Origin of the sequence: Agrobacterium tumefaciens (assembly GCF_009649785.1) — a bacterium.
GTDB lineage: Bacteria > Pseudomonadota > Alphaproteobacteria > Rhizobiales > Rhizobiaceae > Agrobacterium > Agrobacterium tumefaciens.
Map to the genome: position 1 here is coordinate 1 of NZ_WJOK01000042.1, position 23527 is coordinate 23527.

Genomic DNA, 23527 nt, shown 5'->3' on the forward strand with positions numbered 1-23527 from the left:
CGGTATGACTGTTGACCGTTGAAGTTGATAGAGGACTGCAAACCTTGTCAGCTGACAAGGTTTTCGATAGCGAGCGTCGTAAACCGCTGACGCTGGTAGTTGGGCGAACTTTAGCGGTCGCGACAACTGATGATCTGGTGTCTGGGCTTCCTCAAGAGATGAGCTGATCCGTAGCCAGAGCCGCGTCTCCAAAACCTTGTCAGCTGACAAGGTTTTCCGATTGGGCATGGGACGTCAACTGTCGCAAAACCATCGATGATGCGCTAACGCCTTCGCTGCTTGTACCGTTCGGATCAATTCTGCCCGTCCACAGATATCAGCGGACAAAAAGTCGCCTCTTGTCGGGTCAGTCCTTCTGGCTGCGGCTTCGAGCCGGCTTTGCGGTTAAGGGCGCATGAAAACCCTTGTCGCCCGTCATGGCCCCAGGGAACGAGCCTGGCAGGGTATTAAATCAGTTTTGACCCGGGCAAAATTGTTAAAGTCCGGGCACCGGGGTCTAGCCGAGGAAAACGTCCGAGGAAGTCTAGCCTTTTCCGGAGCCGTCTACACCGCATTGATTGCCTCCTGGCTTCTCTTGAAAAGGCTGCATTTTGTCAGGATGATGCAGCCTTTGCCGCCATGAAAGCAACTTGGGTTCGCTCAACAATCAGCTCTCGCGCCAACTACACGACGGCGCAAAAGAACAGTCGAAAAAACACACTTGTTTAGCGAACGTATCGATCGGATTGCCGAGGGACTGAAAATGGACAGCGCCCTTCGACGGTCTGTGTCGTTTGAAAGGCCTATCGGCCAGCCAAGGCAGCTCATCAGAATATCCCAAGCACATGGCAAGTGAGGAATTTGACTACCAGAACCAGTAGAGCGATCGAATCCTCGCTGCGCCCGTTATGTGCTCTCGAAATATTCCCCTTGGTAGCGGGGCATCTGCAGCGGAAATGCCTACTAAAATTGGAATGGGCAGAACTTCAGAAAGCCTGCCTATCTGGAGGGACAGCAGAGAGATCTCTGCCTGTCGGCGGAGGAGGGCGGTCACGAGGGTAGAGACTGTTTGTAGGATCCCGCTCCTGATTTTTTCCAGGCGGCGAATTTTCCTGGAGATATCAGGTTTTTCGCAGTTCTTAAATGGAATTGGGTAGAGGCGGTCACAGATCTGATCGAAACAAGAAATGAGCAGCGCAAGCCGGCCTTCCGTTGCGCTTTCTTCCATGAACAAAATATCCCCTTGGGCGGTCGATCATCTCAAATACTGCAGGCTGTGCTGGATTAAGGCGCTGCCATAGATCGATGGTATACCTGCCTGCGTACCAAATCCTCGCGCAATGCATCATCGATGACGGCCTCCAACGCATAAGTGGTAGCTTGGCTCTTAGCTCTATCGTCGAGAAACGCGAGAGATCGCCTCAACAGCCTATGCTGCAGCCAAAGCACAGGCCAGAGGATCCGAACGCCGTATCGGACGCCGATTTCTTCAAAAATGTTTAGGCGGCTGAATAAATTGACGCTGCCGCTCATATGCTCGGCGCACATCGTGGGCCAACCCAAGGAACGAGGCGTCCTTGTCTTTCACAATCGGCGAGTCCTCAATCACGTGATGGATGACATCATGCAGCCAGACCAAGGGCGTGCAGTGAGCAATAAGAAGATTACGGCGTGATTCCTGAGCATTTCGTGGGAGAGCGTTCAGTCCAGCCCTTTCAATCGAAAAGCAACGGCCAGATCAGTCCACCCACTGATCACTGATTTTTATTCCGAAGGCTTCTAAATCCTTGATGTTGCGCGTCGCAAGGGTCAATGGGTGAGTGACGGCTGTAGCAACCATCGAGCCGAGCCGGCGACCATTTCGCTTGGCAAGCGCCATCAGATAGGCCCAGGCGACGGCGGCATGACCTGCCACCGGAATAATCCTGTTTTCGTTAGCGTTGAGGCAGATCATGCGTGAGCCGTTCCTCCAAGGCGCCAGCCGCTATCCATCGGCGCGACACCGCGGCGAATTTCAGCAATAGAGACGATGCTGATTAAGGTTCGATCCACGTCCAGCCCTTGACGGCACATCAGACACCCTTCATCAGGGCGAGGCTTTGTAACTTCCGACAGAACATTCGTATCGAGCAGAAGTCTCACAAGGACAGGCCACGGCGCTCGTCGTGTTGCATCTCACTATCCAATTCGGCGCCGCATAGGGGCGATGCCAACAGAAATTCCGCAATCGATCCCGTGCGAGTAGTTTTCTTCAGACACTCTTCTGCAGAAACAACAACCACGCTCGGTTTTCTTTTACGGGTAATCGTCTGAGGCGCCAACTGGGCGCTCTCTCTTTGATCGTCTCTGGTGAAGCCTGCCTTGCTTCTGCACGTATCGATCATCGACTTAGGCACAGGAGGCCATGCCAGCTTGTGGAGAACGTTAGAGAAGCAGGCTTTCCGACCTTGCCTAGGTCGTCAACGAGACCGATTGACTGTGCAACCAGTCCCAACTAGCCGGGACGTCTGATGCTACGCATGAGCGCCATTACAGAATTCGTGCCGCACGCCCGCTTCGCCGTGTAGCGTTGTTATAGTAGCTGGAAGCCTGTTGCATCGACCGGTGTCTGGACTGCTCCATCGCCTCGAGAAGGGGAATTCCGCGATTGGCGGCCTCCGTCAAATATCCCGATCGTAACCCGTGCGCCGAAAACTCCCCACTGTCCAACCCGGCCATCTGTGCCCGCTGCTTCAGGATCGCATTGACCGACTGCGGATCGAGCGCACGCCGCGAGACGGTGCCCCATCGCCCAATTCCCCGAAACACGCTGCCCTTTTCGATCTTTGCGGCCGCCAGCCAGGCGCTCAGCGCCTCGACAGGTCGGCCTGTGAGATAGACGACATCGTCCTGCTCGCCTGTCGTCGTTTTGGTTCGACCAAGATGGATGGCAAGTGAGGGGAGGGGAGGACCGTCGTTCACTTCGATCGGTGGCTCGACTGTCAGCTGCTCGACGCGTAGCCTGGCGATCTCGCTGCGTCGACGGCCGCCGGAAGCAAAGGCAACCATCAGGATTGCCTTGTCGCGGAGATCGCGCAGGCTGTCTGACTCGCACGTCGCCAGCAGCTTCGCCAGAACGTCGCCAGTGACGGCCTTTGCGCTCTTGCGCGCACGGGTTCGCGGAACGGCGCGCACGGCCAGACGAATGGCTGACTTAAGAGCAGGGGAGGCGAAGGCACCCGAAAGGCCGCGCCACTTACTCAATGTCGACCAGCTGGCCAGCCGGCGCCGCACCGTGTCAGGCGCGTGCGGGCCGACGGATTTCAGGAAACCCTGACGCCTTAGATTTTTGTCGACATCATCGGGCATGCCGTGGTTGGGCTCACTTGCGCGCTTTTCCGGATCCCACAGATGATGGGCCACGAATTTGAGCAGCAACGCCTCGGGCGCCGGCCAGGGCAGGGATTGTCCGGTGGCAGCGAGACCCCAGGCCTCCAGGTAGGCAAGATCAGACGTCAGGGCCCTTAGCGTATTGTCGCCCATGCCCTGATTAACGAGATGCCGCAGCGTTTCGATGTCATCATCGGTCAACAGCTCGGCAAGCTCGTCGCGGCGTTCGAGCGGCAACACGGACGCGATGGTATCGAGCTCCTCGGCGCGCCGCTCGACGGACGTGTGTGATGTCTTCGCTTTAGGCACGATAGGCTCCAGAATCGCGGGTTTCGGCGGCCGCTGGCACCGTGATTTGCCCCGATTTTCCTCGATTTGCGCCGCGAAATCAACTACCATCGATAAGGCATACTTATCGATGGTAGATAACTCAACTCAAAACCGTACCATGTGAGGAACTCTAATATCTCTATAGAGTTCTCATAAGAAATCATTTACCATGATTTCAATGGCTTACGATCTCGCGAAAATCAGCATGAATGCCGTGATGCGGCCGGCTTTCGACGCTGGTGTCGCTCTGACCCGTCTCGACGAGCGCATTGCCCGCTCACCGGTCGGCGCGGGCTTCCTTGAACGGCAAAATTTCGCCGACGCCTGCGCCTCGCTGTGGATCGACGGCGAACTCGTTCACCTCGAAGACCTCGTCCTCCACGACGCCACCCGTGATATCCGCACACCGACGCACGAGCTGACAATTGCCCGCGACGTGCTGCGCACCCGCCGACGCATCGCTGCACAGTCACCGGACTGGGCCTTGTCCGCAGAGGGTATCCGAACTTTGCGACAGACGTCGGACATCAATTCGGTCGGCGCTGAGGCTTCGGAACCGGCCGGGATCGTTCGGCCCGCGGTCAGGGCTAACGCAGAAGGTGAGGAGAGAGACAGTGACGAAGCCGAAGGGCTTCCCGGCGTCGACTATGCCGCCATCGATGCGGTGCTCGCCCGATCAAAGGCGGCGATCGAGAATGCCACCCGGCCCGGCCGCGCTGCGGGCAGCCGTGCTCCCGAAAAGGATCCCCTGGTCTATGATCTCGACTGGGACGAGGATGCTCGGCTCGACGAATGGCGCAGCGTGCTGCACCAGGACGAAAATTTGCCGGCGGTGCTGCAGGCGATCGTCGCCCTCGATGCCTGGAACGAACTTTCCGTCCTTCAGCATGCGCCTTGGCTTGGCCGCCTTTTTGCCGCATCGATCCTACGGGAAGCCGGGATCACGTCAGGTGCCCATGTTGCCGCCATCAACCTTGGGCTGAAAACCATTCCGGTCGATCGGCGCCGTCACCGCGATCGCGAAACCCGGCTGCTCGCCATGGCCCACGGATTTTTGGCGGCCGCTGAGATCGGCATGAAGGAGCATGACCGGCTGACGCTGGCGAAAACGATGTTCGAGCGAAAACTGGACGGGCGGCGGACGTCTTCAAAACTGCCGGAGCTGGTCGAGCTGGTAATGGCGAAACCGCTGGTGTCGGCCGGGATGGTGGTGAAGACGCTCGGCGTCACGCCGCAGGCGGCGCGGCGGATTGTTTTGGAGCTCGGCCTCCGGGAGATGACGGGGAGGGGGAGGTTTCGGGCGTGGGGCATGATTTAGCGCCGTCTTCGGATTAAAAGAGTTACTCGACCCGCCTAAACTCACATTCAAAATGAAAGCGGGCTGCGGTGCACGGCCTGGGGAGGGGTGTTACCGCCCACGGTTTTCAACTAGTCGGAAACTGGAAAGCTCCAAGACTGGCTTACCGAGCGTGGTAATGGCATCGACAATATAAAAGCCGCCCTTATCTCGCCTAGGACCAACAGTTGTTCGAGAGAGGTCGTACAGCTCATCAAAAATGAGCGGAGTTCCGTCAGCCACGACCCTGAGCCATGGGTGGCGACTATTTTCCCAAAGAACCGCCGGGAGGATAAGTCTCTGCGTGAAATGGAGATTTCTGTTTTCATCTTCGATTGCAGCAACCTCAATTCCAAATAGAGGCCGGGAATCAAAGTCGGGCAGTTCCTCGCATAATTTTTCCAAGACCGAGATTTCGCATTTGACGACGCGGCGTCCTGGTTGGACATTATTGCTACGCGGGAGCATCATGTAAGCGTATTCGCCGCTGTACGACTCCTTGTGATGCATGAAGCCCATGCGAATCCAAAAATCTAGGGACGAACGGGGCGCGCAGTCGATGTAAAGGCCACCTTCCGTCCCTTCGGACTTGGCTCGCTCTATCAACCAGCCTGCGAACCAACGCCCAAGTCCGGTACCACGCGCGTCCGGTCTGATTTCAAAGATGCCGCGCTCCGTTAAGCCACCCGACGAAAATCCGACCGCTTCACCTCCTTCTATCAAAGTAAACATGTCACCCTTTTCGAAATCAGGGCGAATGTACCCATCAAAATTGCAGAAAAACCCTTTTGTCGGCCCAGGCTCAAACCATGTCTCTTCCGTGCGGCCTGCTTCCCACTCTCGGTAAGCTGTGTCTTCAACCTCTAGCCAGGCCCGGATTTTCTCCAGTTCTGTTTGCGTCGTTGCGTGCACCTCGGGCATGTTTAGCCATTCCCTTCTGCAGCGTAACTCTCTGCGGTATTGCTATAGAGATGATCGAATTTGCGAATAAAGGCTTCCTGCAATGATGCGGAGCGCAATAAATCATCCCGATATCGGTGAAGATATTCGGCGATCCTATCGGAGAAGATATCGCGATTTACGGTGAACGTCGTGAAGTCGACCATGCGGTCGGACCCACAGGCAGATTTCACCACCCATTGTCCCTTTGTTTGGGCTTCATGAATCAAACCGCATCGAACGTCTACATAGAACTTTAGCGCCTGCCGGGCCGTGAAGTGATCTGCGAATGGCGGTACATGCCGAAGAAAGTCGACGAATAAGCACTTGCTATCCCAGTACCGGAAACCATCACCATGCTTATAGTTCCCGCGTTCGAAGCGGAAGCCAAGTCGCAAAGCTGCCAAAAACTCAATCAGAGAGCATTGTATTGTTAGGATGGAAAATCCTTCACCCTGACTAAGCTCCCGTTCTTGTATCCAGTTAATGGGATCTAGATAGCGGCTGTTCAATCGTTTCATCAGGCAAAGATTGAAGGTCCCTTTCCAATTGTCCGGCGAGGGATTTGCGAGGATAAACATTTTTTGAGCCGGCCAGTCAGCCAGAGAACGGTACGGTGATGATGCGTCCATCGAAGACATCTCAGTCTTAAATATCGGTGGTGGGTTTGTTTGTTCACGTGCAAAAATCTGGGGGGTAGTGTCGCGCTTTTGTGATGTTTCATGCAGAAGGCTCGTATCAGGCGCTGTTACAAGTGCAATCTCGGGTAGCCGTTCGACGCGATGAAATGAATAGGATATTCGATTGCATCTGTCCCAGGTTAGTTTGTAAAAACTTTTCTCAAACACGAATACTACCTGTGGCTTTGCCTCGAAACATAAACGCTGAAGTCGGGATTCACAACTCATGGATGAAAGCAAAAGAAACTCATTGAACGCGGCGGCTGACAGAATTTTTCGGGGATATTACCGGCACTGTCAGGATCGCGATCAAGACACCCTATTTAATCTTCTAGGCGCCTTGCATAGCTTCAATGATAAGCTGCCAAAAGAAAGCAAACTGTTCCATTCCCCGAATTTTGTTGGGCTCAAGGCTCTACGCAATCTGTTTCATCATCATGATGAGTTACTTCACAAGGTGAAGATCATCGCGGCAAGCGAGCTTCCAATGACTTGCGAACTAGCGCAAGTGACATTGGTTGAAACCTCGTCAGTTGAACGAGCTTCCTCTCTTCCGCGTGAACCCCAACCGGATACCGTTCGAAGCGCCTTCCGGCGATATGGGGACGTCTGTGACATTGAGCCTGCGATTTTTAACGTCGTGGTTGACGTGTTTGAAAAGGTGCAGTCGTTGAGATTGATCCCGACTTCCGAGGAGTTCGAGCTTGTATTGCAATCGTATCAAATGGAACAGGAACGAGGCCTCGACCATAGGGTATCCGGATCAATCCACACCCATGCTGGTCACGTCGATACAATCTTCCGCAACCTCCTGACGATGAACTGAGTAGGGCTCCAAAACCGAATGCCTTAAACGCTTTTCCCGTCTCTTTTGCTAAGAGCGGGTCGAAAGCGGGGTCCGATGGATAAACAGAACGAGAAGAGGGGTAAGCACGCTTATGAAAATGAGACCGTTCACCAGACCCACAATCGTGGCGGCAAACGAATTTCTGGCGGAGGTGCTGCGAACGCATACGGAAATCAACAAGGTTGTCCTCCGGCTTGGGCTTGAGTCAGAGATTGACGCCAGCACAGTTGTTGGGATTGAAAAGAAATGCGATCGGCTCGGCCGGATCATTCTGGACCGCCTGTCGGATACAATTGAAACTCTCGACGGCACCGTCTCGCTGGCCGAAGCATTCGTTCGGGAAGCCATCGGTCTTGCCGAAGAGAATTCATCCAGCATGCGTCAGCGAGACCTTCTGCGAGGTCTTGCTCGTGACGGTTATGTTGTTGTCTGGGGCGGGCGGCGAGCACCCGCAAAGATCCGGGCCGCTTTGCCTAATGAGATTGATTTGCCGGAGACGGATGACGAGGTCCGTGGATTGCTAAAGCAGTTCGTATTCACTGTACCACTACGGCATTTAGACCTAGCGATCGACGCTCACACGCGTGGAGATTGGGAGGCGGCCAACGCACAGCTCCGAACTTTCCTCGAAGGGCTGCTGAACGACATTGCCCGCCACATCGATCCTGACAAAGCGAAGCTACTCCAGAGCGGTGCAAATCTAAGGCAGATGTTGGCCGACGGCTCTATTGGATTTCTGGCAGTCGATCGAAAGGAATGGTCGAGCGATGGTAAGAACTACGTCGAGGGCCTGTTTAAGATGCTTCATACCGATGGCTCGCATCCGGGACTTTCGGATGAGGACCATTGCACGTTCCGTCTTCATGTAGTGCTAGTGACTGCGCGAACATTCTTGCGACGTCTGCAACAAGGTCGGCCTTAAGCTGAAATTGCTAAGTGACGCCGGGTGTGCTTTTTTGCACGGCGTCCAGGCAAAATCATACCACAGGTATGGACGCGAACGGCGTATCGACAATGGCGCCCTGAATCTCTTGCTTGCATGAGTTCGGCCCGGCGTGAATCTCGATGAGATCGATCTTACAGAAATCATTGCTTTCGCCAATTTCCAATGGCCAGTATCGATTATTGCCGTCCGTCGAGCTGTCGTCTCGACCTCCGGCGTGGCGCTTGATGAGTAGCCGCACCTCGTCTTCTCGGTGAAGCATCGCGGGCAAATAGAAAGCACCGATTTTCGACAATGACCAGGGCACGAACGGCGGTTCTCCTTCGGCCGATAGAGTGCTGTTGAGCCTAGATAGCACGGTCTCCGGCACGTCATACTGAATCGCTCGTAGCTCCGCCCGCGACGGGTGAACGCGGAGCCTTAATCTAACACCCTGCCCACCTTCGGAGAAAACATTCCAAAGATTGATCTCGTCACCTTCGCCGGGGCGGGTCAAAGAGACATAAAAAATGTCATCCGACAATTTTTTATAGAATGGCTCCCCGGCGGTTTTATCGAGATAACCTCTCAGCCCGTGCCTGGTAGCGAAAGTGTCGAGTTCCCCTTCACCGATACGCTTTCGAGCCCAGTACAATCGTAGCTGTTGGGTCGCTGCGATCCCCTTGAGCGAAGCGACGGTAGTATAGTGGAATAGTTCACATGGGCTTGGCGCTCTCGGAAACATACTATCGAGAATAGCACTGGAAAGTGTCCGGCTGCCGGTGTGTTCAAGGATCACCTCAGGGCGAATAGTGAGTTCGGTGTCGTCTGCCTCCAGATTGATACCGTAGTCCCGCAATACTGAGCCAATGATCCGTCGGACCTTCCTCTCGTGCTTGATCTGCATGACAATCGGGGCTTCAGTCATGGTGAAGCGCCAACCAGTACGCCAGGGGAATGGAAAATCATGGTTCTGCGAACAGCTCTGCAATTGTTTCGGTGATGAGTTCGAAGGGCGCGAGAAACATCGGCGGGTTCAAAACAGCGCTCGTGCCGTGGGCGAACATGTTTCGCAGATGGCTCAGACCCTTCACATCGGCTGATATGAGGCCCTGGTTTTTTGCGCTCTTGAGCAGCTCGTCGAGCATCGGCGCATGCCGCAGCTTGCCCTTCCTGTCCAATCTTCCGACGAATTGCGAGCCGATGCGCTCCCGCAATGCAAGCTCAAGGCACGGGAAGGTCTGGGCTGCCGCTACGGTCAGAAGGTCATACGAGTAGTACGAATAGATGTACGCGTGGCGGATTGCGTCGTGAGATCGGCGAACGGTGTCTGGTACTTGTCGGGGTAGGTTGAATCTGCACATGTCATCGTACAGTTCCTCAAGGCTGCTCCCAAGAAAGCCGGCTCTCCCTGAGAAATATGGGTCGGGGGTGCGCAGTTCACTCGATCGTTTAAACATGCTCCCCACCCCACTCATTACCTTCGCCCGGCCTATGACGTACACGAGCCTTGACTCCTCGGCTACGTTGGCCGTGTACATGACATCACAAACCGCCTCAAAGCACTGCGTAATTCTCTTTGATGTGTTCATGCTAATTGAATGGCGTTAAAAACACCCCTACGTTGTGGGCGTGGATGAATCGCTGTGAGAGTTCTGATGGTCGCTGAGGTTGGCCCGTGGGCAAAAGAAAAGCTGGATATCCTGGCCCGCTATCTCGATTTCTATACGAAGGTCCTGAAGAACCAGCCGTGGCGCACCATCTATCTCGATGCATTTGCAGGTGGCGGGCGCGCAAAGATTCGCAACAAGAATGAGTCCCTCGCGATGCTCGATTTATTGGAAGCACCCGCTGAACAAGATTCTGAACAGGCTGAATTCCTGGATGGGTCGCCAAGGGTTGCACTTAGCATAGCCAACCCTTTTTCACGTTATGTTTTTATCGAACCCGATGCCAACCGCGCCGAGGAACTGAGCGATGTTGAAGTCGAATTCGGCGAGCGCCGGCAGATAACGAAACTAAAAGTGCCAGCAGCAGAAGGAATTGCATGGATCGTCGGCCAGGGAATTTCCAAGAGTAGTCATCGGGGCGTCGCGTTTCTCGACCCCTTTGGCGCGAGGCTCGAGTGGTCGAGCGTACAGGCCTTGGCGAATACCGGACTGTTCGAGGTTGTTGTGAATTTTGCGCTCAACATGGCGCTCAATCGAATGCTCCCCAATGACGGCAATGTTCCCGGCGCTTGGGCAGACACGTTGGATCGTTACTTCGGTAGCCGAGAATGGTTCGATGAGGTCTACTCGTCCGATGCCCATGGCCTGTTCGCATCAACAGAACTCCGCAAGCGAGACGATTATTCTGACCGCTTGCTAGAGTTATATCGGCGAAACCTGAAGAACGCATTCGGCTTCGTATCTACGCCGAGGCTGATCTGCAACACGCGTGGCGCACCGCTTTATTATTTGCTGTGGGCCGGCCCGCATCGCAAGGGCCTTGAGGGTGCAGATTACATTCTGAGAATGGGCGATAAGCTACCTAAGGTCGGGAAGAGATCCACCTAGAAGCACGCCGAATTCTACTCAGCGGTTTTCAATCGGTCGTAGAAGTTGATGGAATGTCCGTTGCGGGTTCAGCCTGATGGTATCAGCTACCTTAATGGTACTGGCCTTGCGGCGTTCGCCTCCGGATTTGGTGGTGACCTTGAGGTCGGGGTGACCAACCAGCGATGAAAGTATGTCCGCCGAATGCGCGGGCGTCAAATTGTAGATGCTTTCATAGAAATCAAGGATATTGAGCGCATGGCCACGATCGCTTAGAAGTCGAGGGACATCATCCCGTAGTTGATCAACCGCTGTTGTACGGCCTGCTGGATCGAAAAGATAAAGATGGCCGTCTGTATGGCGTGCATTGTAACTCAGCATATTTAGGCCAGCCCTGCCGAAATGGGCTTGCGAGCTGCTGTTGTCATGCAAGACGTTGTTATAGACTTGGCGGGCGCGGTATGACTTGGCGAAGTGGATAAACCAGTAGCGCCATCCATCTGGATTGTGGATGGAGAATGGGCTCACAAATGGCGCGCAGACCTGAAACGCGTCGAACACGAGGCGCTCTGCCGTGCCCAGCCATCGTTCGTTGCTCATGGGAAAATTCAACTGCTCGATATCTCGAAGGGGCAAGCCCAAGAAAGCCAATTGTGACAGTAAGAGATCGGGGTTTGTTCGGCTCAAAAAGGCCAAGAACGACTGGATACTGAAGGTGTAAAAAATTTCAGATTGGTAGGTCTGGATTATGTCGACCAAGGTCGCGCGGTCGACGTAGCTATGTCCGCATTGATCCAGGTTGAACAATGCGTTCGTAATTTTTGCTGATGTCAGTATTGTTTTGATTTTTGGGTAAGCGTCTTCGAATGGCTCGTTGAGGATGATGGTCTCAATCCGAAGATGTTTGCTGGTTTCCCTCACTTCGGCAAGCAATGGAGCAATATTCTGCCTAAGTAGAGAAACTGCGGCTGGATCGGCGTCGTTCAGAATCAAGTGGCATTCAAGGTCAATGTTGGAAAGCCCTTCGATCGCCCGTGACAGATTTATCTGTTCGGCAGCTACCCGCATTCGGTCAACGAAGATGAGCGGCGAGCCCACGGCGCCCCCAGCATATCGTCCGGCACCAGCGAAGCCATCGACAATGGCGAAGCGAAAGCGTGGCTGCTGCGGGTGCTTACATCTGACGACTATATATTGCAGAATATATTCGTGCAGAATCTTGTGTTTGCGCTTCGAGTGCTCGTCAAGTTGAGCGCCACCTTCCCAATCATACCGTTTCCTGACCACTCATCCCCCGCTGTGAAAACGTTTTGTGATCAGCTCACGGTGCTGCATGGATTGGCATCTGATCCCATGTGCGACCCTTATATTCTCGACCATTTGCTTTCTTCGACCGCCTTTTGTTATCTTTGCCCCACGTTCCCCATTGCTTGAAAAAGAACGCCGTATCGTGTTCTAGGCAAGAGTCGTATATCTCATCGATCCACTCCTCCTGCAGTGGTCGAGCGGATTTGCCGCTTTCGCCGCCAACGATAGCCCAGTGGATATTGGTAAGATCAATGGCTCCGACAGAACCGATCAGCGGTTCAAAAGAGATGAAGCGAATGGCTGCCGGCACTTGACGGAGATGGTCTATGCGTTCCGTCACAGCTTTGTCCTCCACACTGGTTCCAAGCCACACGTTCGGCAGAATTTCGCCAATCACCTGACGGATCACAGTCGCCATACGTTCTGGCCGTTTGGTGAGAATCTGGTAGTTGTGGTGTGGGGTCTCGCGCATCACCTGCCAGACTTTTAGAATGAATTCATCGGAGACCGAATCATGGAAAAGGTCGCTCATTGAATTGACGAAAATCTTGCGGGGTTTTTTCCAACCATGTGGAATGAGGAGAGCGGATTCATCCTCCCGCACCACCCCGGTCCAGATTGTCCTTGTACCGCTCTTACGGGTTAGGCCCACATATTTGTCAACATGCATAGCTTCCAGTCGCTTGGCCATAGCCATCGCATAGCAGTTGGTGCATCCAGCGGACATGATGGTGCAACCCGCGACGGGATTCCATGTCGCGTCTGTCCATTCGATCTGTGTCTCAGCCATTTGCAACCCTCCGATAATCGGGTTGATATGACATCAACATATCCTTAATTCCCGTTAATTTGCAGCATTCGTCTTTAGATTGTAGAGATGTCTTTGGCGCCTTTCTGTACGTGAAAGACTTTATCTCGCGGACTGGAGCTGAACGTATATGGCAACTTCTTTTCGGGTCTCATTCGATCTTTTACCTTCGTCTGTCCACAAACCAAACTTTTCGCCTGAAGGTGTGGGGACACTTTTGGCGGACAGCTTTAACGCTGATCTCAGTGCTAACCGCTCGGAATTCCCGTTCCTCAAGCGGGGTCGCACACTTCTGCTTGTCGCAGATTTTGGCGGCCATCATCAAAAGCAGCATTTTGACACTTATACGTTTTTAATACTGGACCTAGCGAAGAACCACGACTGGCTGACGCGGCAACGCCAATTTCGCGATGCTATCCTGCCGAACCGCCGCCGAATGTCATTCAAGGCACTCAACGATGGAATGCGGCGTCAGGCGTTGGTTCCATTCATGCAAGCGGCGGCTGGTATCGAAGGCTACTTGGCACAGTTTGCAATCTCTAAAGCGGGTGGATCATTTTTCACCGGGCCTGCCGAGGACGCGGTGGGCGCCGAATTATTGAAACGATGGAAACCGAACGTGCAAGAGCGCTTGCTGCGAGTATTGCACCTGAGCGCATTTCTATTGTCAGGCCTATCCTCACCGGGACAAGATGTTATTTGGATTATCGATGAAGACGATATCGCTGCGAATGTGGGTTTGCTTACAGACCTAACGCGACTTTTTCAGCGTGTTTTGGCTTCCTATTTTTCTCATTCCCTGGGCCACATTCGCTGCAGCACAACGGGAATCGCGGATGATGGAAGTCTCGTTCTCGAAGACCTAGCGGCCATCGCGGACCTTACCACAGGGGCCTTAGGCGAACTATGCACGGGATTTGTCAATGAGAAGATGTTCCCTCGCAAGGGTCTGATTACGCCGTTGCCTAAACAGCTCACATGGAAGACAAACCTTATTGCGTCTTGGATGGCTGCTTCCGAATTCAACATTCGCCGCCACACGACAATTCTGGAGTTGGGTCAGAGGCCGAAAGATACTCGTATCTCCACCTTGGGGTGGAGAATGTACGAAAGAACTTTCGCTACGTCGCCGTAGCTTGGGCATTTTCAACATGCCCTGCCTGCGGCTGATCCCATGGCCATAACGAATAGAGGGTTCAGGGCTGGGCAGCGTTCAGCACATCATTGTCGGTGATGCAAAGCAAATCTGGATTTCCTAGATGTGTGTACCGCACGCTGTCACCCTCGGCGATCGTCTTCGAAACCAGGCGCGCCATATCGTCAGCTTCAAGCCCTGTCACCTCCATTAGCCTAGCCCTGGCATTCGCCCACCAATTGGGGTCTCGAGTGTGGACGAACATATTCACTTCTGTGCGCAGATCTGCTGCTGGCCGTGGGGAGAGCATTTTCTTTTTTTCTAATCGGCCGATCAAATCGGAAATAAAGTCGAGGCGAAGCATACTACCTACGACTTCACTCCAGAGTATAGGCCGCTTCGAGCCATGGACCACCGCATGCGTATACCACGCGGCGCGCATCGAAAGGCGAGCGGCAAAGAGGGCTGCACTCTTTGAGCGCACCGGAAGCAAGGTTGCGACGACGGAGGTTGCGCCACAAGTCAGAAACCCAGCGGCGGCGGTGGCGTGTGTGCGATCCGGCGAGTGAGTATCGCATGCACTAAGAACAACAACGGGTGGAGGCCGCAGCCTCCCGCGCAGTTCCCAGACGTCAACCTTCTCCGCGCCGATGTGCAGGAAGCCAGCGCCGCTGTTGCGATCATGCGACCCATGACCGTCGAAGATCATCATGGCGCCATGAAAGCTGTTGACGGCCTCAACGAACTGATCGCGGCAAGTCACTGTGACCTGCCGAAAACTTAGATGTCCCTTGGCAGTTTTGGTGAAGGTCTCCATTGCCATTCGGACGTCGTGGCGGATCGGGTCATTGGGGGAAAAGGAGGATACCACCAGAACTTCGCCGAAGGCCTTGGGCTTGAGATAAAGCGTCTCGCTTCTCATGAGCTGAGTCATCATCAGATTGCCGGGCGTCGTGGGAATGCGCGACACGTCCAAAGCTATAGCCAGAGGCAGATCCCCCACAGGTAGCCATTCAAGCGGTGCGTCGGCGATCAGCTTCACGCCTGTCTGGCTGCTGGCAACAATCTCCAGCAAAGCCGGAGAGGTATAAGATCGAAGGGATTTTTGAACATTGCGAAACACGCGCTCGGCCTTGCCGTTCCCGCCGGTGCTTCGCCCGCCTCTCACGTGGGCTGTGAAATCCGACAATTCCGATGACAGGTTCACCCCGTTCGGCAGCCGCACTGTGGCTGCCAGCGTTGATGCCGCCCGAAGGCTGACGGCCAAGGTCTGTACATTCAATTCCTGAGCGCGCAGCCCCATGATGTACTGGCCGGCAGGCGACATGGTTCGTACCATCACGGCCCCAGGCCCGGAGAATGTATAACCCTTTTGCTGCTGAATGACCCGTATGGTCTCGAAGAGGCCTGCCGGCGCATTTGTGGTGGGCCGAAGGCGCTGGCGTGTGTGTGCGTAAAGTGATGGAGCGATAACGATCCGATCAGGTTTTGGAAAATGGGAAAATAGGGCTGGAAAAACCCCAACACTTTCTTGTTGTGAAATCACAGCATTCGCAGATTCCACGATCGCATTGATGTGCGGGCTCTCATCGCCTGGGGGCGACATAAGCGATTCCTCGGCCGCAAAGCTGAAACCGAGAGTGCGCAGCGTGACGAGATTGGGGACCGTGCAGTTGTGGAGTTTGGCAACGAGATCCAAACGTGGCGCGGTGGGCTTCCGCCATGCTTTTAAGGTTTTCCGAAGTTCGGCGACCGGGAACCTTCGCGCCCTTTGATGCAGCTTAACTGCAATGCGCCGTATATGGTCGCGCACATGGGTCCATCGCGCCTGGTCTGGAGCGAGGCCGCCAGCGGTGGAGATATGAAGAACGGGGAGTGTCTGGCGGCTTTCCCAATCGGCAAGTGCACTGTAGATGGCCTCCGACCCAGAATATACAACCCAGTATGGATCGTCATGGGTGACGCGGAGCTTTAGAAAGTTGCTGATTGTGAGGGGTGTCCAACTCCAGCCCTTACCTGTGATCCGCCTTGCCTTTCTGGCCTCGAGAGGCAAGCCAAAATCAAAGATGTCCGCCGGCATCTCGGAAATTGACCGCAATGCCCATTCCATATTGAGCATGCCGGGCGAAATTCCCTGGAATACGCTTGCGTCTTCAAGGCTGTCCTCATCCAGGACGACGACGTACCGTATCATCGATGGCCAATTTACATGCGGCTCCGGGTCTTTCATGAGGCTATCGGTCCGTATCCCTATGACGTACCAACCTCACCGTTGACGTTACCTTTTGCAAGCGGGATCGCAGAGGCGAATGATAGGCCATCACGCTATGTGTTTCCCCATGGCGAGCATTTTCGGCTAGCCTACAGGCTGAAATCAAGCTCGGGCTGCGTGCCGATATCGTTTTCGCTCCGTTCATTAGTAAGCGATGACAGTGTTACGCCAAGAAGGCGGACCGAGCGCTTGAAGGGATATACGGTCGCCAACAGCCCGGCTGCGGTCTGAAGAACCTCGTTGCAATTGGCTAAGGGCAGCGTGCTGCTCCTGGATCGCGTCGCCTGAGTGAAGTCGGAGTATCTGATCTTTACGGTGACCGTTTTCCCGCTGAATCCTTTCGCCTCGCAATAGCTCCAGACCTTTTCGGTGAGCGGTTTCAACTCGCTAGTGGCAAGGTCGAGATCGTCGATATCCTGCGCGAACGTGTCCTCGGCCCCGACGGATTTTCTGACACGATCAGGCCGTACCTGACGTTCGTCGACCCCGCGTGCAATGCCATGGAAATACGGACCCGACTTCCCAAAGTGCTGCGACAGGAATTGCAGCGATTGCGCTTTCAGGTCCGCACCGGTCTCAATTCCGAGATTGTGCATCTTTTCAGCGGTCGCCGGCCCAACGCCATGGAATTTCTTGACGGCGAGCCCCTGCACGAAGGCCTGCCCATTCTTCGGCGTGATCACCGCCTGGCCATTGGGTTTGTTGAGGTCCGAGGCCATCTTCGCAAGGAACTTGTTATAGGAAATACCGGCGGATGCATTGAGGCCGGTCACCGCCTTGATCTTCGCACGGATCTCCAGAGCGATCTCGGTTGCGATCGGCATAGCCTTCAGGTTCTCGGTCACATCGAGATAGGCCTCATCAAGTGAGAGCGGCTCGATCAGTGGCGTGTACTCGGCAAAGATCTCCCGAATCTGCTGAGAGACGGCCCGATAAACCTCGAAGCGCGGCTTCACGAAAATCAGCTCCGGGCATTTGCGGGCCGCGGTAACCGAAGGCATGGCCGAGTGGATACCGAATGTCCGGGCCTCATAACTTGCCGCCGCAACGACGCCTCGTGCGGCCGCGCCCCCCACGGCAATCGGCTTCCCGCGCAGCTCCGGATTGTCCCGCTGCTCGACAGAGGCATAGAAGGCATCCATATCGACATGGATGATTTTTCTGACCGGGATCGTGTCATTCATAGCGCCACCGACCGACGACGAGCCGTTTTCATTTAGGAACAAAAAGAGAACGTACCAGTTCCACGGAAAATGGCAACGGGCTGTGGCGAAGGTCAGGAGTTCGAGACTACCTCCTCAAATCGGGCTGCCTGGTTTGATCGGCTCTCGGGATTTCGAAACGATCGACGAGCCATGCGGCTCGCGCGAAGAAATCATCAGCGCATCATCGGGCAGCAGGCGGGCCAGTTCCTTCGCCTCATCCCAAGGTGCTTGAACCCAAAATGTCTGTTTCTTCCTTGTTCAGTAGGAGGACGGGAATGGGCTTCTCGCGGATATACGATTTCTTTGCGGTCATGAACGATGGATATGTTTGGAAACTTGGGTCAGCCTTCGGTCGGATGCTGTGGAATGCATGTTCCAGTCCACACAGGTTTTCAAAAAAATAGGTCGCCCAGAGGCTTCGCTGGTGCTGCGACGGGGTACCTCTGGCAGCAACCAGCGGAGCAGCGTCCTGAGTTCAATGCCTCCGCCGTAGACCCCTGTCGCCCTTCATGGCATTGGTTACATCTAAGGCCTGTTTGCGGACGGCCTCGTCCGGCGTCGGCTAAAGCCTGACAATGGGGCCAGTGAGGGAACGTCGGGAAGCGACCACCTAGGGGAGGCGGTAGCGCGCGTTTGCGGACATGCCAGCGTTCTACGTATCTCGTTGAAATCGCCAGCGACGTCTCGCTAATCTCAACGGGACGTTGTAATCGTTGAGGTTACGAGAGGGGCACTTGATGCGGCGAATTCGAATCCTTCAAATCGGTGACATCCACTATCCAGACTGGCGGCTGCATCAAAGTGATCTGGACGCGAAGGATGGCCGGTTCGCACCCGGGATAACCGATGGTCTTCGCCGTTCATCGTTTCCGGCGATCCTTCGAAAGATCGGCCAATTGGCTACAGGGCCAAGCTGCCATGGCGTCGTCTTTGTAGGCGATTTCACGACGGCCGGGCGTTCAGAATATCTGGAAGGCGTATTTCGCCATTTTACGTTGTTGTGTCGGCGCAAGGATAGAAAATTCGACCCGCCACTCCTGTTTGTCCCGGGAAATCATGACGTCAACCGAGCGGACGCTCGTGACCTTGGCCGTTTAGAGAAGTTTCGCGCTATGTCCCAGCTGGCCGCAAAATATCACTGGGAGAAGGTCCCCTCCGAACAGCCTGTTCAGGTCAAGCTGACCGGCAAGGACTGCACCCTTAGTTTGACGCTTCTGAACACCGCCGTCGGAAGTTGGGAATTGCATAACCTGCCGGAGTTTTTACGCGACAAACTCCGAGCCGCCGATGCGCACACCGCAGCTATCGACCTTGGCAGTTTTTCAGAAGCGGAGATCGATCCTGCACAGGGTCCCGGTGTGCCCGCCGCCAAGCTCATGGAGCAGTATTACGGTCAGCTCGACACGCCATATGTCATTCCGCAAATGCTAGACGCCGTGCAAAGGACGTTGGATGAGGTAAATGCTACATTCGGGGTGCTTGTCGGACACCACAATCTGCTTCCACAAAAAATTCCGCGTATCTCGCCTTACGGCGAAATGCTAAACGCGGGCTTTGTCCGAAGCCAGATGCTCGGCCTCAATCGACCGATCGTATACCTCCACGGCCACATTCATCAGGACCCGGTGGAGGTCGTAAGCGATCCTCGACTTCCGGACAGCAAACTCATCCTGATTTCGGCCCCGGAGATCAAGAATGGGTTCAATGAAATCGTCTTCTATATTAGCGAACGAGACGACCTTGTTGGCATCCGTCTGATACCCCATCGTGCCAGGTCTGAGGATGGCACCCTGATGGAGGCTCCACATTGTTTCATCTCGACACTATCGCCCTCGCGAGCAATTATCGACAGCAGGACTTTCGATCTGTTTCGCCGGCTTAAACAGCATAAGGAAGAGCGGAGTGGAGACTTGCTGTTCTGGAACGAAGTCCGGCATTTGGCTGACTCCGACTTCGAGGGCGAGGCGCTGGAAGATGCGCTCATCATGCTACACGCGTCGCATTTGATTGAAATAGATGACCTAAACAAGCCGAACAAAAGTTGGCGTATCCAGCTGAAGGGCAAATAAATGCAAAATCCATTCGGCCCTAATCGCATCGAATACGAGAGCCGCCCGGTCTTGTGGTTCAGTCAAAAATCGCGCGAGATATCAATCGCGAAAAAGCCTGTATTTGTCTCAGGCACGCGGGGCAGCGGCAAGACAAGTATTCTCAGATCGTTGTCCACGATCCATATCCTGGAAGATGCCAATCTTGCCAAGCAAGTCGGCGTCTTGCCTTGGTATGGCGTATTCTTCCAACTCAACGAGACCTTTTCCCCTCTGATCGACAATGCCGCACTGACGCTGATTCCGGGCCCTATCAGACTTGATCCCGAGGCGGTTAAAAATCGGCAGTTCGTTATTTTCTCGCACTATCTCGAGTTGAAGGTAATCGAGCGACTTCTGGAAACGGTGTCCGCGCTCAGAGAAGAAGGTAGCCTTGCCTACACCGGAACAGACGATCGCGACGCCGCGTTGGAAATACATCGGGAGGCGTTACACTTCCTGGAGATTGCTGGGCGTCAGGATTTCTTTGGGCTTGGCGATCTCAGGCAATTGGTTTCCCGCTACATAGATAACTGCTTCAACGCTTTTTTCGTCGGGAGCGACAAAGCACGCGAAATGTTTTTCGCCACTGACCCAGGATCGTTGATCAACAAGGTCGTGAAGACGATTTCTCCGTTGATATCCGGACCGGCGTTCGCAAGCGACCAGCCTCTGCAGTTCAAGATCATGATTGATGACTGCGAGGCATTGACCCCGCAACAGCAACAGTTTCTCAACACGATCGTCCGCAAGACAAGGGGTGAGGTCAAATGGGTACTCGCCTTCATCGGCGGGATATACGACACGATCAGAACGGTGATTCCGGGGCAGTCGCTATCAAGCGCTGATCGGGACGTCGAGAACTTGGACTCCGCCACGGACAGCGAGTTCGCCGCTCTATGTCAGAATGTAGCATCGCTCCGGCTCTTTTATGCGCTCCCGGAGCCTCTCAAGGACGAACTCCGACGTAAAGATCCCTTGACGGCGTTTTCCCTTAAAAACCGCCTTGGGAAGATGTCCGTCAATCAGATTATCGAGCGGGTGATCGAATCGGGCACCTCAGAAGGCAGGCAACGGTTGATCAGGATAGCCGAGGAAGCGCGGCATTTCTTCGAATTGCATGCAACCAAAGCCGAGAGGGAGCAATTTCCGCTCAACTCCAAGGCCAGACCATATGTTGAGGGACTAGCTCTCGCTCAGCTATCTGAAGACGTTCGGACAAAGCCGGAACGTGGCGTCGATACGGTGTTGCTGAAACGCGTAATTGCAAGAAAGCAGGGATGGGCGTTTCTGGAGGCATGTAGGATACTCCGCCTCCATGAATACCCGTATGTCGGCCACCAAATGATTATCCAGCTCAGCGATCTCTGCATTCGCGACTTTCTAGACATCATGGGCGCGATCTATTTGGAGGAGGTCTCCGGGGCATCACCTAAGCGTCTCTTGGACTTTATCAATTCGGACCATCCGGTGAATATAGAGAAACAACGAAGTGCGGTGACTGCTGCGTCCGAGAAGAAGCTGCAAGGACTTGAGTCGCTTTCCCAGCCCTTCGAAGAGGAGAGCGTGAGGATGGTTCGCGCTCTAGGCCGACTGACTTCTCGCCTTCAAACCGATGTCATAGAGCGACAGGCCGCGACTACGACCGAGCGCGGCCTCTTTCGTATCAACCGGGCGGAGATGCGTGCACTGGCTACCGGTCTCGACCCGATGGGAACGAAAATCGATGAAATCCTAAGGCGAGCGGAGAAGGACGGCTTTATTCGAGAGGTCTCCGAGAAAGGGAAGCTTGAGGCCGCCGAGCACAATCCCGAAGCAAACGAGATCACCGTCCGCCTTCACCGACGGTTCGCACCACACTTCCAGTTTTCCTATCGCGGTCCTTATGTGGTGAACGTCTTGCCTGCTGGGAGGGTCGTCGAGCTGTTGCTCAATCGAAGCCAAACCGCGGAAGAGTGGGCAGACAGCGTTCTAGATGAGCTTTTCCCGCCCGCGGATGACCTAGGTTTGCGTCAAGGTTCGCTGTTTGAGGTAAGAGACCGATGATGACCGATGAGTATAGCGTTTGCGGCAATGTGGCGGTCGGTCATAAACTGCTGAAGGATGGCGATGACCTCGAAAAAGTTGCAGCGGACATTGCCATATTTACGCTCGGATGGGAGTCGCGTTTCTCGGCGCTGGAATCCCATGTTGCGCTAGGTGCCAAGCAAATTCTGCTTCTGGATTTTGAGCTTGCGAGTACAGGCGATGATGCTATTGAAGCCAACCGCACAAGGCTTGTCGATCTCGCGAGGAAATGGGACGTCGCGATTACCGAGTTGAAGCTGGCTCCGTCGACGGAGTTCCTGAAAAACATCAACACGCTTGGCCACACCCTCACCGAACTCGCTAGGCAAATCGGATCCTACCATGGAAGTTTGAGACGGGTATTCGTGGAGTGTTCCACAATGCCGCGTGTGTATATCCAGTGGTTAGTTGCATTCGGGTTTGGAAGCATCGGCGCATTTCCCGCAGTGGATTTCGGATATGCCGAGGGTTCCTATCCACCTCCGTCCGGATCGGAAGAGTTTTCCAGTGCCGTTGACCGATACGAAACAGTTCCATTGCTCAATGGTAGCGGCGGCATGGGAGAGGAAAAATTTCTCATTGTGGGGATCGGTGGCGACGCCGACATGTTTTATGGTCTGGTGGACGAATTTAGCCCCGAGAGGATAGCGGTCCTTGTCCCCCAGAGCAGCCGTCACGCACACCTCGATTCCCTTCTTAACCAGCAGGTTGCAAAAATTACGGAAATGTACCGACTGGGCGACGAGGAAGTTCGCAGAATCGGGTCCTTCTCAATCGATGCATACCTCAAAGCCTTCGAGGAGCACGCAATGAAAGTCGGCGAGCGGGCTGTTATTAGCGTATTCGCCGGTGGACCCAAAGTTCAGGCTATAGCTGCGGCCCTTTTTGCTTGCGCTGATCGAAGGGTTCAGGTCAAAGCTCGGATTCCCAAGGGTTACGCGCGAAGAGACGTGCAGCAAAATGGTAGCTACCACCTGTTTCGCTTGGTAGATTTAACCTCGCCAGCTTGTAGTCTGCTCGATACGTGGTAGCCGTCCTGATCTAAATCGCGAGTTGTTAATTGCTGGAGCTGGGAATTGGCCATACTCTTCATGGCGATCGAGCACGCTGAGATCCGCTTTATCGTCTGTGGCTAACCCACAAGAGTACTGTAGCGCCGATTTGCCTTTTACCGTCGCCGTTCAGCGGCAGCAGTGGCGCTCTAACTCATGGGTAACCTAGGCGTCACTAGCGGCTCCCTATGCATCGCACCAGACGCGGAATGGGCCGGAAGTTCCATATTGGAGGGTTACGTCGTGGCCAACGCTCAGCTTAAATCAAGCTATCGGGTTTTCAATTGCTTAGCGAACCAACGCGCGGGTCGGTGGTTCTAATCCTTTCAAGGCGAAACGAAGAGTCGGCTCGGACGGTGTGTTTAAGCATGGAATGTTGACCCCATTGGCGGGGTGATACTTATCCAATTTTGACCCCTCCCTGATTTCATCGGACCATCCTGCTTTTGAGCGGATGGAGTGGGGAGTTGAAGAGAGTGGATACGATTGCGCGTGTCCGGCGAGCCTTCCATGTTCAGGGTTGGTCGGTAAAGAAGATCGCCAGGGAGCTGAATGTTTCGCGGAACACGGTCCGCAAGATTGTCCGCTCCGATGTCACCGAGTTTACCTATAAGCGCGAGCGTCAACCGCTGCCCCGGATCGGAGCCTGGAGAG

20 protein-coding genes and 2 pseudogenes are annotated in these 23527 nt (G+C 54.6%); 9 read left to right on the forward strand and 13 right to left on the reverse strand.

The genetic code is table 11. The annotated features are described in order from the left end of the window. Positions 1 to 844: 844 nt before the first annotated feature. The 4 genes and pseudogenes from GH784_RS26190 to GH784_RS26200 form a co-directional block, all read right to left on the reverse strand. On the reverse strand, positions 845 to 1207 hold the full coding sequence (locus GH784_RS26190) for a hypothetical protein (protein ID WP_112523362.1): 363 nt from the start codon (positions 1205 to 1207) through the stop codon (positions 845 to 847). Positions 1208 to 1717: 510 nt separating this feature from the next. After that, positions 1718 to 2121: pseudogene (locus GH784_RS26195) on the reverse strand (VapC toxin family PIN domain ribonuclease). Continuing rightward, positions 2118 to 2363: a type II toxin-antitoxin system Phd/YefM family antitoxin gene (locus GH784_RS27565; protein ID WP_236761620.1), complete on the reverse strand. Its 246-nt coding sequence runs from the start codon at positions 2361 to 2363 to the stop codon at positions 2118 to 2120. The pseudogene GH784_RS26195 and the gene GH784_RS27565 overlap by 4 nt, the downstream one beginning before the upstream one ends. Before the next feature lie 145 nt (positions 2364 to 2508). Continuing rightward, entirely contained in the window at positions 2509 to 3657 is a 1149-nt protein-coding gene (locus tag GH784_RS26200) for a site-specific integrase (RefSeq protein ID WP_174012618.1), read from the reverse strand. Positions 3658 to 3847: 190 nt separating this feature from the next. Between GH784_RS26200 and GH784_RS26205 the strand changes: the two genes are divergently transcribed. Continuing rightward, positions 3848 to 4996: an RHE_PE00001 family protein gene (locus tag GH784_RS26205; RefSeq protein WP_194843011.1), complete on the forward strand. Its 1149-nt coding sequence runs from the start codon at positions 3848 to 3850 to the stop codon at positions 4994 to 4996. 90 nt (positions 4997 to 5086) lie between these two features. Here the strand turns inward: GH784_RS26205 and GH784_RS26210 are convergent, their stop codons facing one another. Then, positions 5087 to 5935, reverse strand: a complete 849-nt coding sequence (locus tag GH784_RS26210; RefSeq protein WP_153793974.1) for a GNAT family N-acetyltransferase — start codon at positions 5933 to 5935, stop codon at positions 5087 to 5089. Positions 5936 to 5937: 2 nt separating this feature from the next. Then, the gene (locus tag GH784_RS26215; protein WP_153793975.1) at positions 5938 to 6801 is read right to left on the reverse strand and encodes a hypothetical protein; all 864 of its coding nucleotides are present in this window, start codon (positions 6799 to 6801) and stop codon (positions 5938 to 5940) included. 58 nt (positions 6802 to 6859) lie between these two features. On the opposite strand from GH784_RS26215, the gene GH784_RS26220 reads away from it, so the two are divergent. Both GH784_RS26220 and GH784_RS26225 read left to right on the forward strand, forming a co-directional pair. Continuing rightward, a complete protein-coding gene (locus tag GH784_RS26220; RefSeq protein ID WP_153793976.1) occupies positions 6860 to 7459 on the forward strand; it encodes a hypothetical protein in 600 nt (199 codons plus the stop codon). Between the two features lie 112 nt (positions 7460 to 7571). Then, on the forward strand, positions 7572 to 8402 hold the full coding sequence (locus GH784_RS26225; protein WP_153793977.1) for a hypothetical protein: 831 nt from the start codon (positions 7572 to 7574) through the stop codon (positions 8400 to 8402). Between the two features lie 55 nt (positions 8403 to 8457). Here the strand turns inward: GH784_RS26225 and GH784_RS26230 are convergent, their stop codons facing one another. After that, positions 8458 to 9330 (reverse strand): hypothetical protein, encoded by an 873-nt coding sequence (locus tag GH784_RS26230; RefSeq protein ID WP_153793978.1) that lies wholly within the window; start codon positions 9328 to 9330, stop codon positions 8458 to 8460. Positions 9331 to 9367: 37 nt separating this feature from the next. Further along, entirely contained in the window at positions 9368 to 9862 is a 495-nt protein-coding gene (locus GH784_RS26235) for a hypothetical protein (protein ID WP_153793979.1), read from the reverse strand. A gap of 198 nt (positions 9863 to 10060) precedes the next feature. Here GH784_RS26235 and tcmP point away from each other — a divergent pair, with 198 nt between their 5' ends. Further along, on the forward strand, positions 10061 to 10960 hold the full coding sequence (gene tcmP / locus GH784_RS26240) for a three-Cys-motif partner protein TcmP (protein ID WP_153793980.1): 900 nt from the start codon (positions 10061 to 10063) through the stop codon (positions 10958 to 10960). 18 nt (positions 10961 to 10978) lie between these two features. Here the strand turns inward: tcmP and GH784_RS26245 are convergent, their stop codons facing one another. Together GH784_RS26245 and GH784_RS26250 are read right to left on the reverse strand one after the other, a co-directional pair. Next, positions 10979 to 12226: a three-Cys-motif partner protein TcmP gene (locus GH784_RS26245; protein WP_323131498.1), complete on the reverse strand. Its 1248-nt coding sequence runs from the start codon at positions 12224 to 12226 to the stop codon at positions 10979 to 10981. A 34-nt stretch (positions 12227 to 12260) separates the two neighbouring features. Next, positions 12261 to 13037 (reverse strand): phage Gp37/Gp68 family protein, encoded by a 777-nt coding sequence (locus tag GH784_RS26250; protein ID WP_153793981.1) that lies wholly within the window; start codon positions 13035 to 13037, stop codon positions 12261 to 12263. A gap of 148 nt (positions 13038 to 13185) precedes the next feature. Between GH784_RS26250 and GH784_RS26255 the strand changes: the two genes are divergently transcribed. After that, entirely contained in the window at positions 13186 to 14190 is a 1005-nt protein-coding gene (locus tag GH784_RS26255) for a hypothetical protein (protein ID WP_153793982.1), read from the forward strand. A gap of 61 nt (positions 14191 to 14251) precedes the next feature. On the opposite strand, the gene GH784_RS26260 is transcribed toward GH784_RS26255, so the two are convergent. The 3 genes and pseudogenes from GH784_RS26260 to GH784_RS27570 all read right to left on the reverse strand — a co-directional run. Further along, positions 14252 to 16420 (reverse strand): CHAT domain-containing protein, encoded by a 2169-nt coding sequence (locus GH784_RS26260; RefSeq protein ID WP_153793983.1) that lies wholly within the window; start codon positions 16418 to 16420, stop codon positions 14252 to 14254. Between the two features lie 131 nt (positions 16421 to 16551). Then, positions 16552 to 17646, reverse strand: a complete 1095-nt coding sequence (gene dinB, locus GH784_RS26265; RefSeq protein WP_153793984.1) for a DNA polymerase IV — start codon at positions 17644 to 17646, stop codon at positions 16552 to 16554. 114 nt (positions 17647 to 17760) lie between these two features. After that, a pseudogene (locus tag GH784_RS27570) lies at positions 17761 to 17959 on the reverse strand (SOS response-associated peptidase); the annotation flags it as partial. 445 nt (positions 17960 to 18404) lie between these two features. Here GH784_RS27570 and GH784_RS26270 point away from each other — a divergent pair. The 4 genes from GH784_RS26270 to GH784_RS26285 all read left to right on the forward strand — a co-directional run. Further along, on the forward strand, positions 18405 to 19736 hold the full coding sequence (locus GH784_RS26270) for a metallophosphoesterase (RefSeq protein WP_153793985.1): 1332 nt from the start codon (positions 18405 to 18407) through the stop codon (positions 19734 to 19736). Continuing rightward, entirely contained in the window at positions 19737 to 21800 is a 2064-nt protein-coding gene (locus tag GH784_RS26275; protein ID WP_153793986.1) for an ORC-CDC6 family AAA ATPase, read from the forward strand. Then, positions 21800 to 22852: a hypothetical protein gene (locus GH784_RS26280; RefSeq protein WP_153793987.1), complete on the forward strand. Its 1053-nt coding sequence runs from the start codon at positions 21800 to 21802 to the stop codon at positions 22850 to 22852. Before GH784_RS26275 ends, GH784_RS26280 begins: the two co-directional genes overlap by 1 nt. 488 nt (positions 22853 to 23340) lie before the next feature. Beyond that, a partial coding sequence (locus GH784_RS26285) for a helix-turn-helix domain-containing protein (protein WP_246670501.1) occupies positions 23341 to 23527 on the forward strand: 187 nt, incomplete at its 3' end.

Excerpts from the sequence above, each read along its gene's own strand:
- GH784_RS26260 (WP_153793983.1), bottom strand. The coding sequence starts at position 16,420 with ATGAAAGACCCGGAGCCGCATGTAAATTGGCCATCGATGATACGGTAC.
- GH784_RS26230 (WP_153793978.1), bottom strand. The coding sequence starts at position 9,330 with ATGACTGAAGCCCCGATTGTCATGCAGATCAAGCACGAGAGGAAGGTC.
- GH784_RS26205 (WP_194843011.1), top strand. The coding sequence starts at position 3,848 with ATGATTTCAATGGCTTACGATCTCGCGAAAATCAGCATGAATGCCGTG.
- GH784_RS26225 (WP_153793977.1), top strand. The coding sequence starts at position 7,572 with ATGAAAATGAGACCGTTCACCAGACCCACAATCGTGGCGGCAAACGAA.
- tcmP (WP_153793980.1), top strand. The coding sequence starts at position 10,061 with ATGGTCGCTGAGGTTGGCCCGTGGGCAAAAGAAAAGCTGGATATCCTG.
- GH784_RS26220 (WP_153793976.1), top strand. The coding sequence starts at position 6,860 with ATGGATGAAAGCAAAAGAAACTCATTGAACGCGGCGGCTGACAGAATT.
- dinB (WP_153793984.1), bottom strand. The coding sequence starts at position 17,646 with ATGAATGACACGATCCCGGTCAGAAAAATCATCCATGTCGATATGGAT.
- GH784_RS26255 (WP_153793982.1), top strand. The coding sequence starts at position 13,186 with ATGGCAACTTCTTTTCGGGTCTCATTCGATCTTTTACCTTCGTCTGTC.
- GH784_RS26280 (WP_153793987.1), top strand. The coding sequence starts at position 21,800 with ATGACCGATGAGTATAGCGTTTGCGGCAATGTGGCGGTCGGTCATAAA.
- GH784_RS26210 (WP_153793974.1), bottom strand. The coding sequence starts at position 5,935 with ATGCCCGAGGTGCACGCAACGACGCAAACAGAACTGGAGAAAATCCGG.
- GH784_RS26270 (WP_153793985.1), top strand. The coding sequence starts at position 18,405 with ATGCGGCGAATTCGAATCCTTCAAATCGGTGACATCCACTATCCAGAC.
- GH784_RS26275 (WP_153793986.1), top strand. The coding sequence starts at position 19,737 with ATGCAAAATCCATTCGGCCCTAATCGCATCGAATACGAGAGCCGCCCG.
- GH784_RS26235 (WP_153793979.1), bottom strand. The coding sequence starts at position 9,862 with ATGTTTAAACGATCGAGTGAACTGCGCACCCCCGACCCATATTTCTCA.
- GH784_RS26190 (WP_112523362.1), bottom strand. The coding sequence starts at position 1,207 with ATGGAAGAAAGCGCAACGGAAGGCCGGCTTGCGCTGCTCATTTCTTGT.
- GH784_RS27565 (WP_236761620.1), bottom strand. The coding sequence starts at position 2,363 with ATGATCGATACGTGCAGAAGCAAGGCAGGCTTCACCAGAGACGATCAA.
- GH784_RS26250 (WP_153793981.1), bottom strand. The coding sequence starts at position 13,037 with ATGGCTGAGACACAGATCGAATGGACAGACGCGACATGGAATCCCGTC.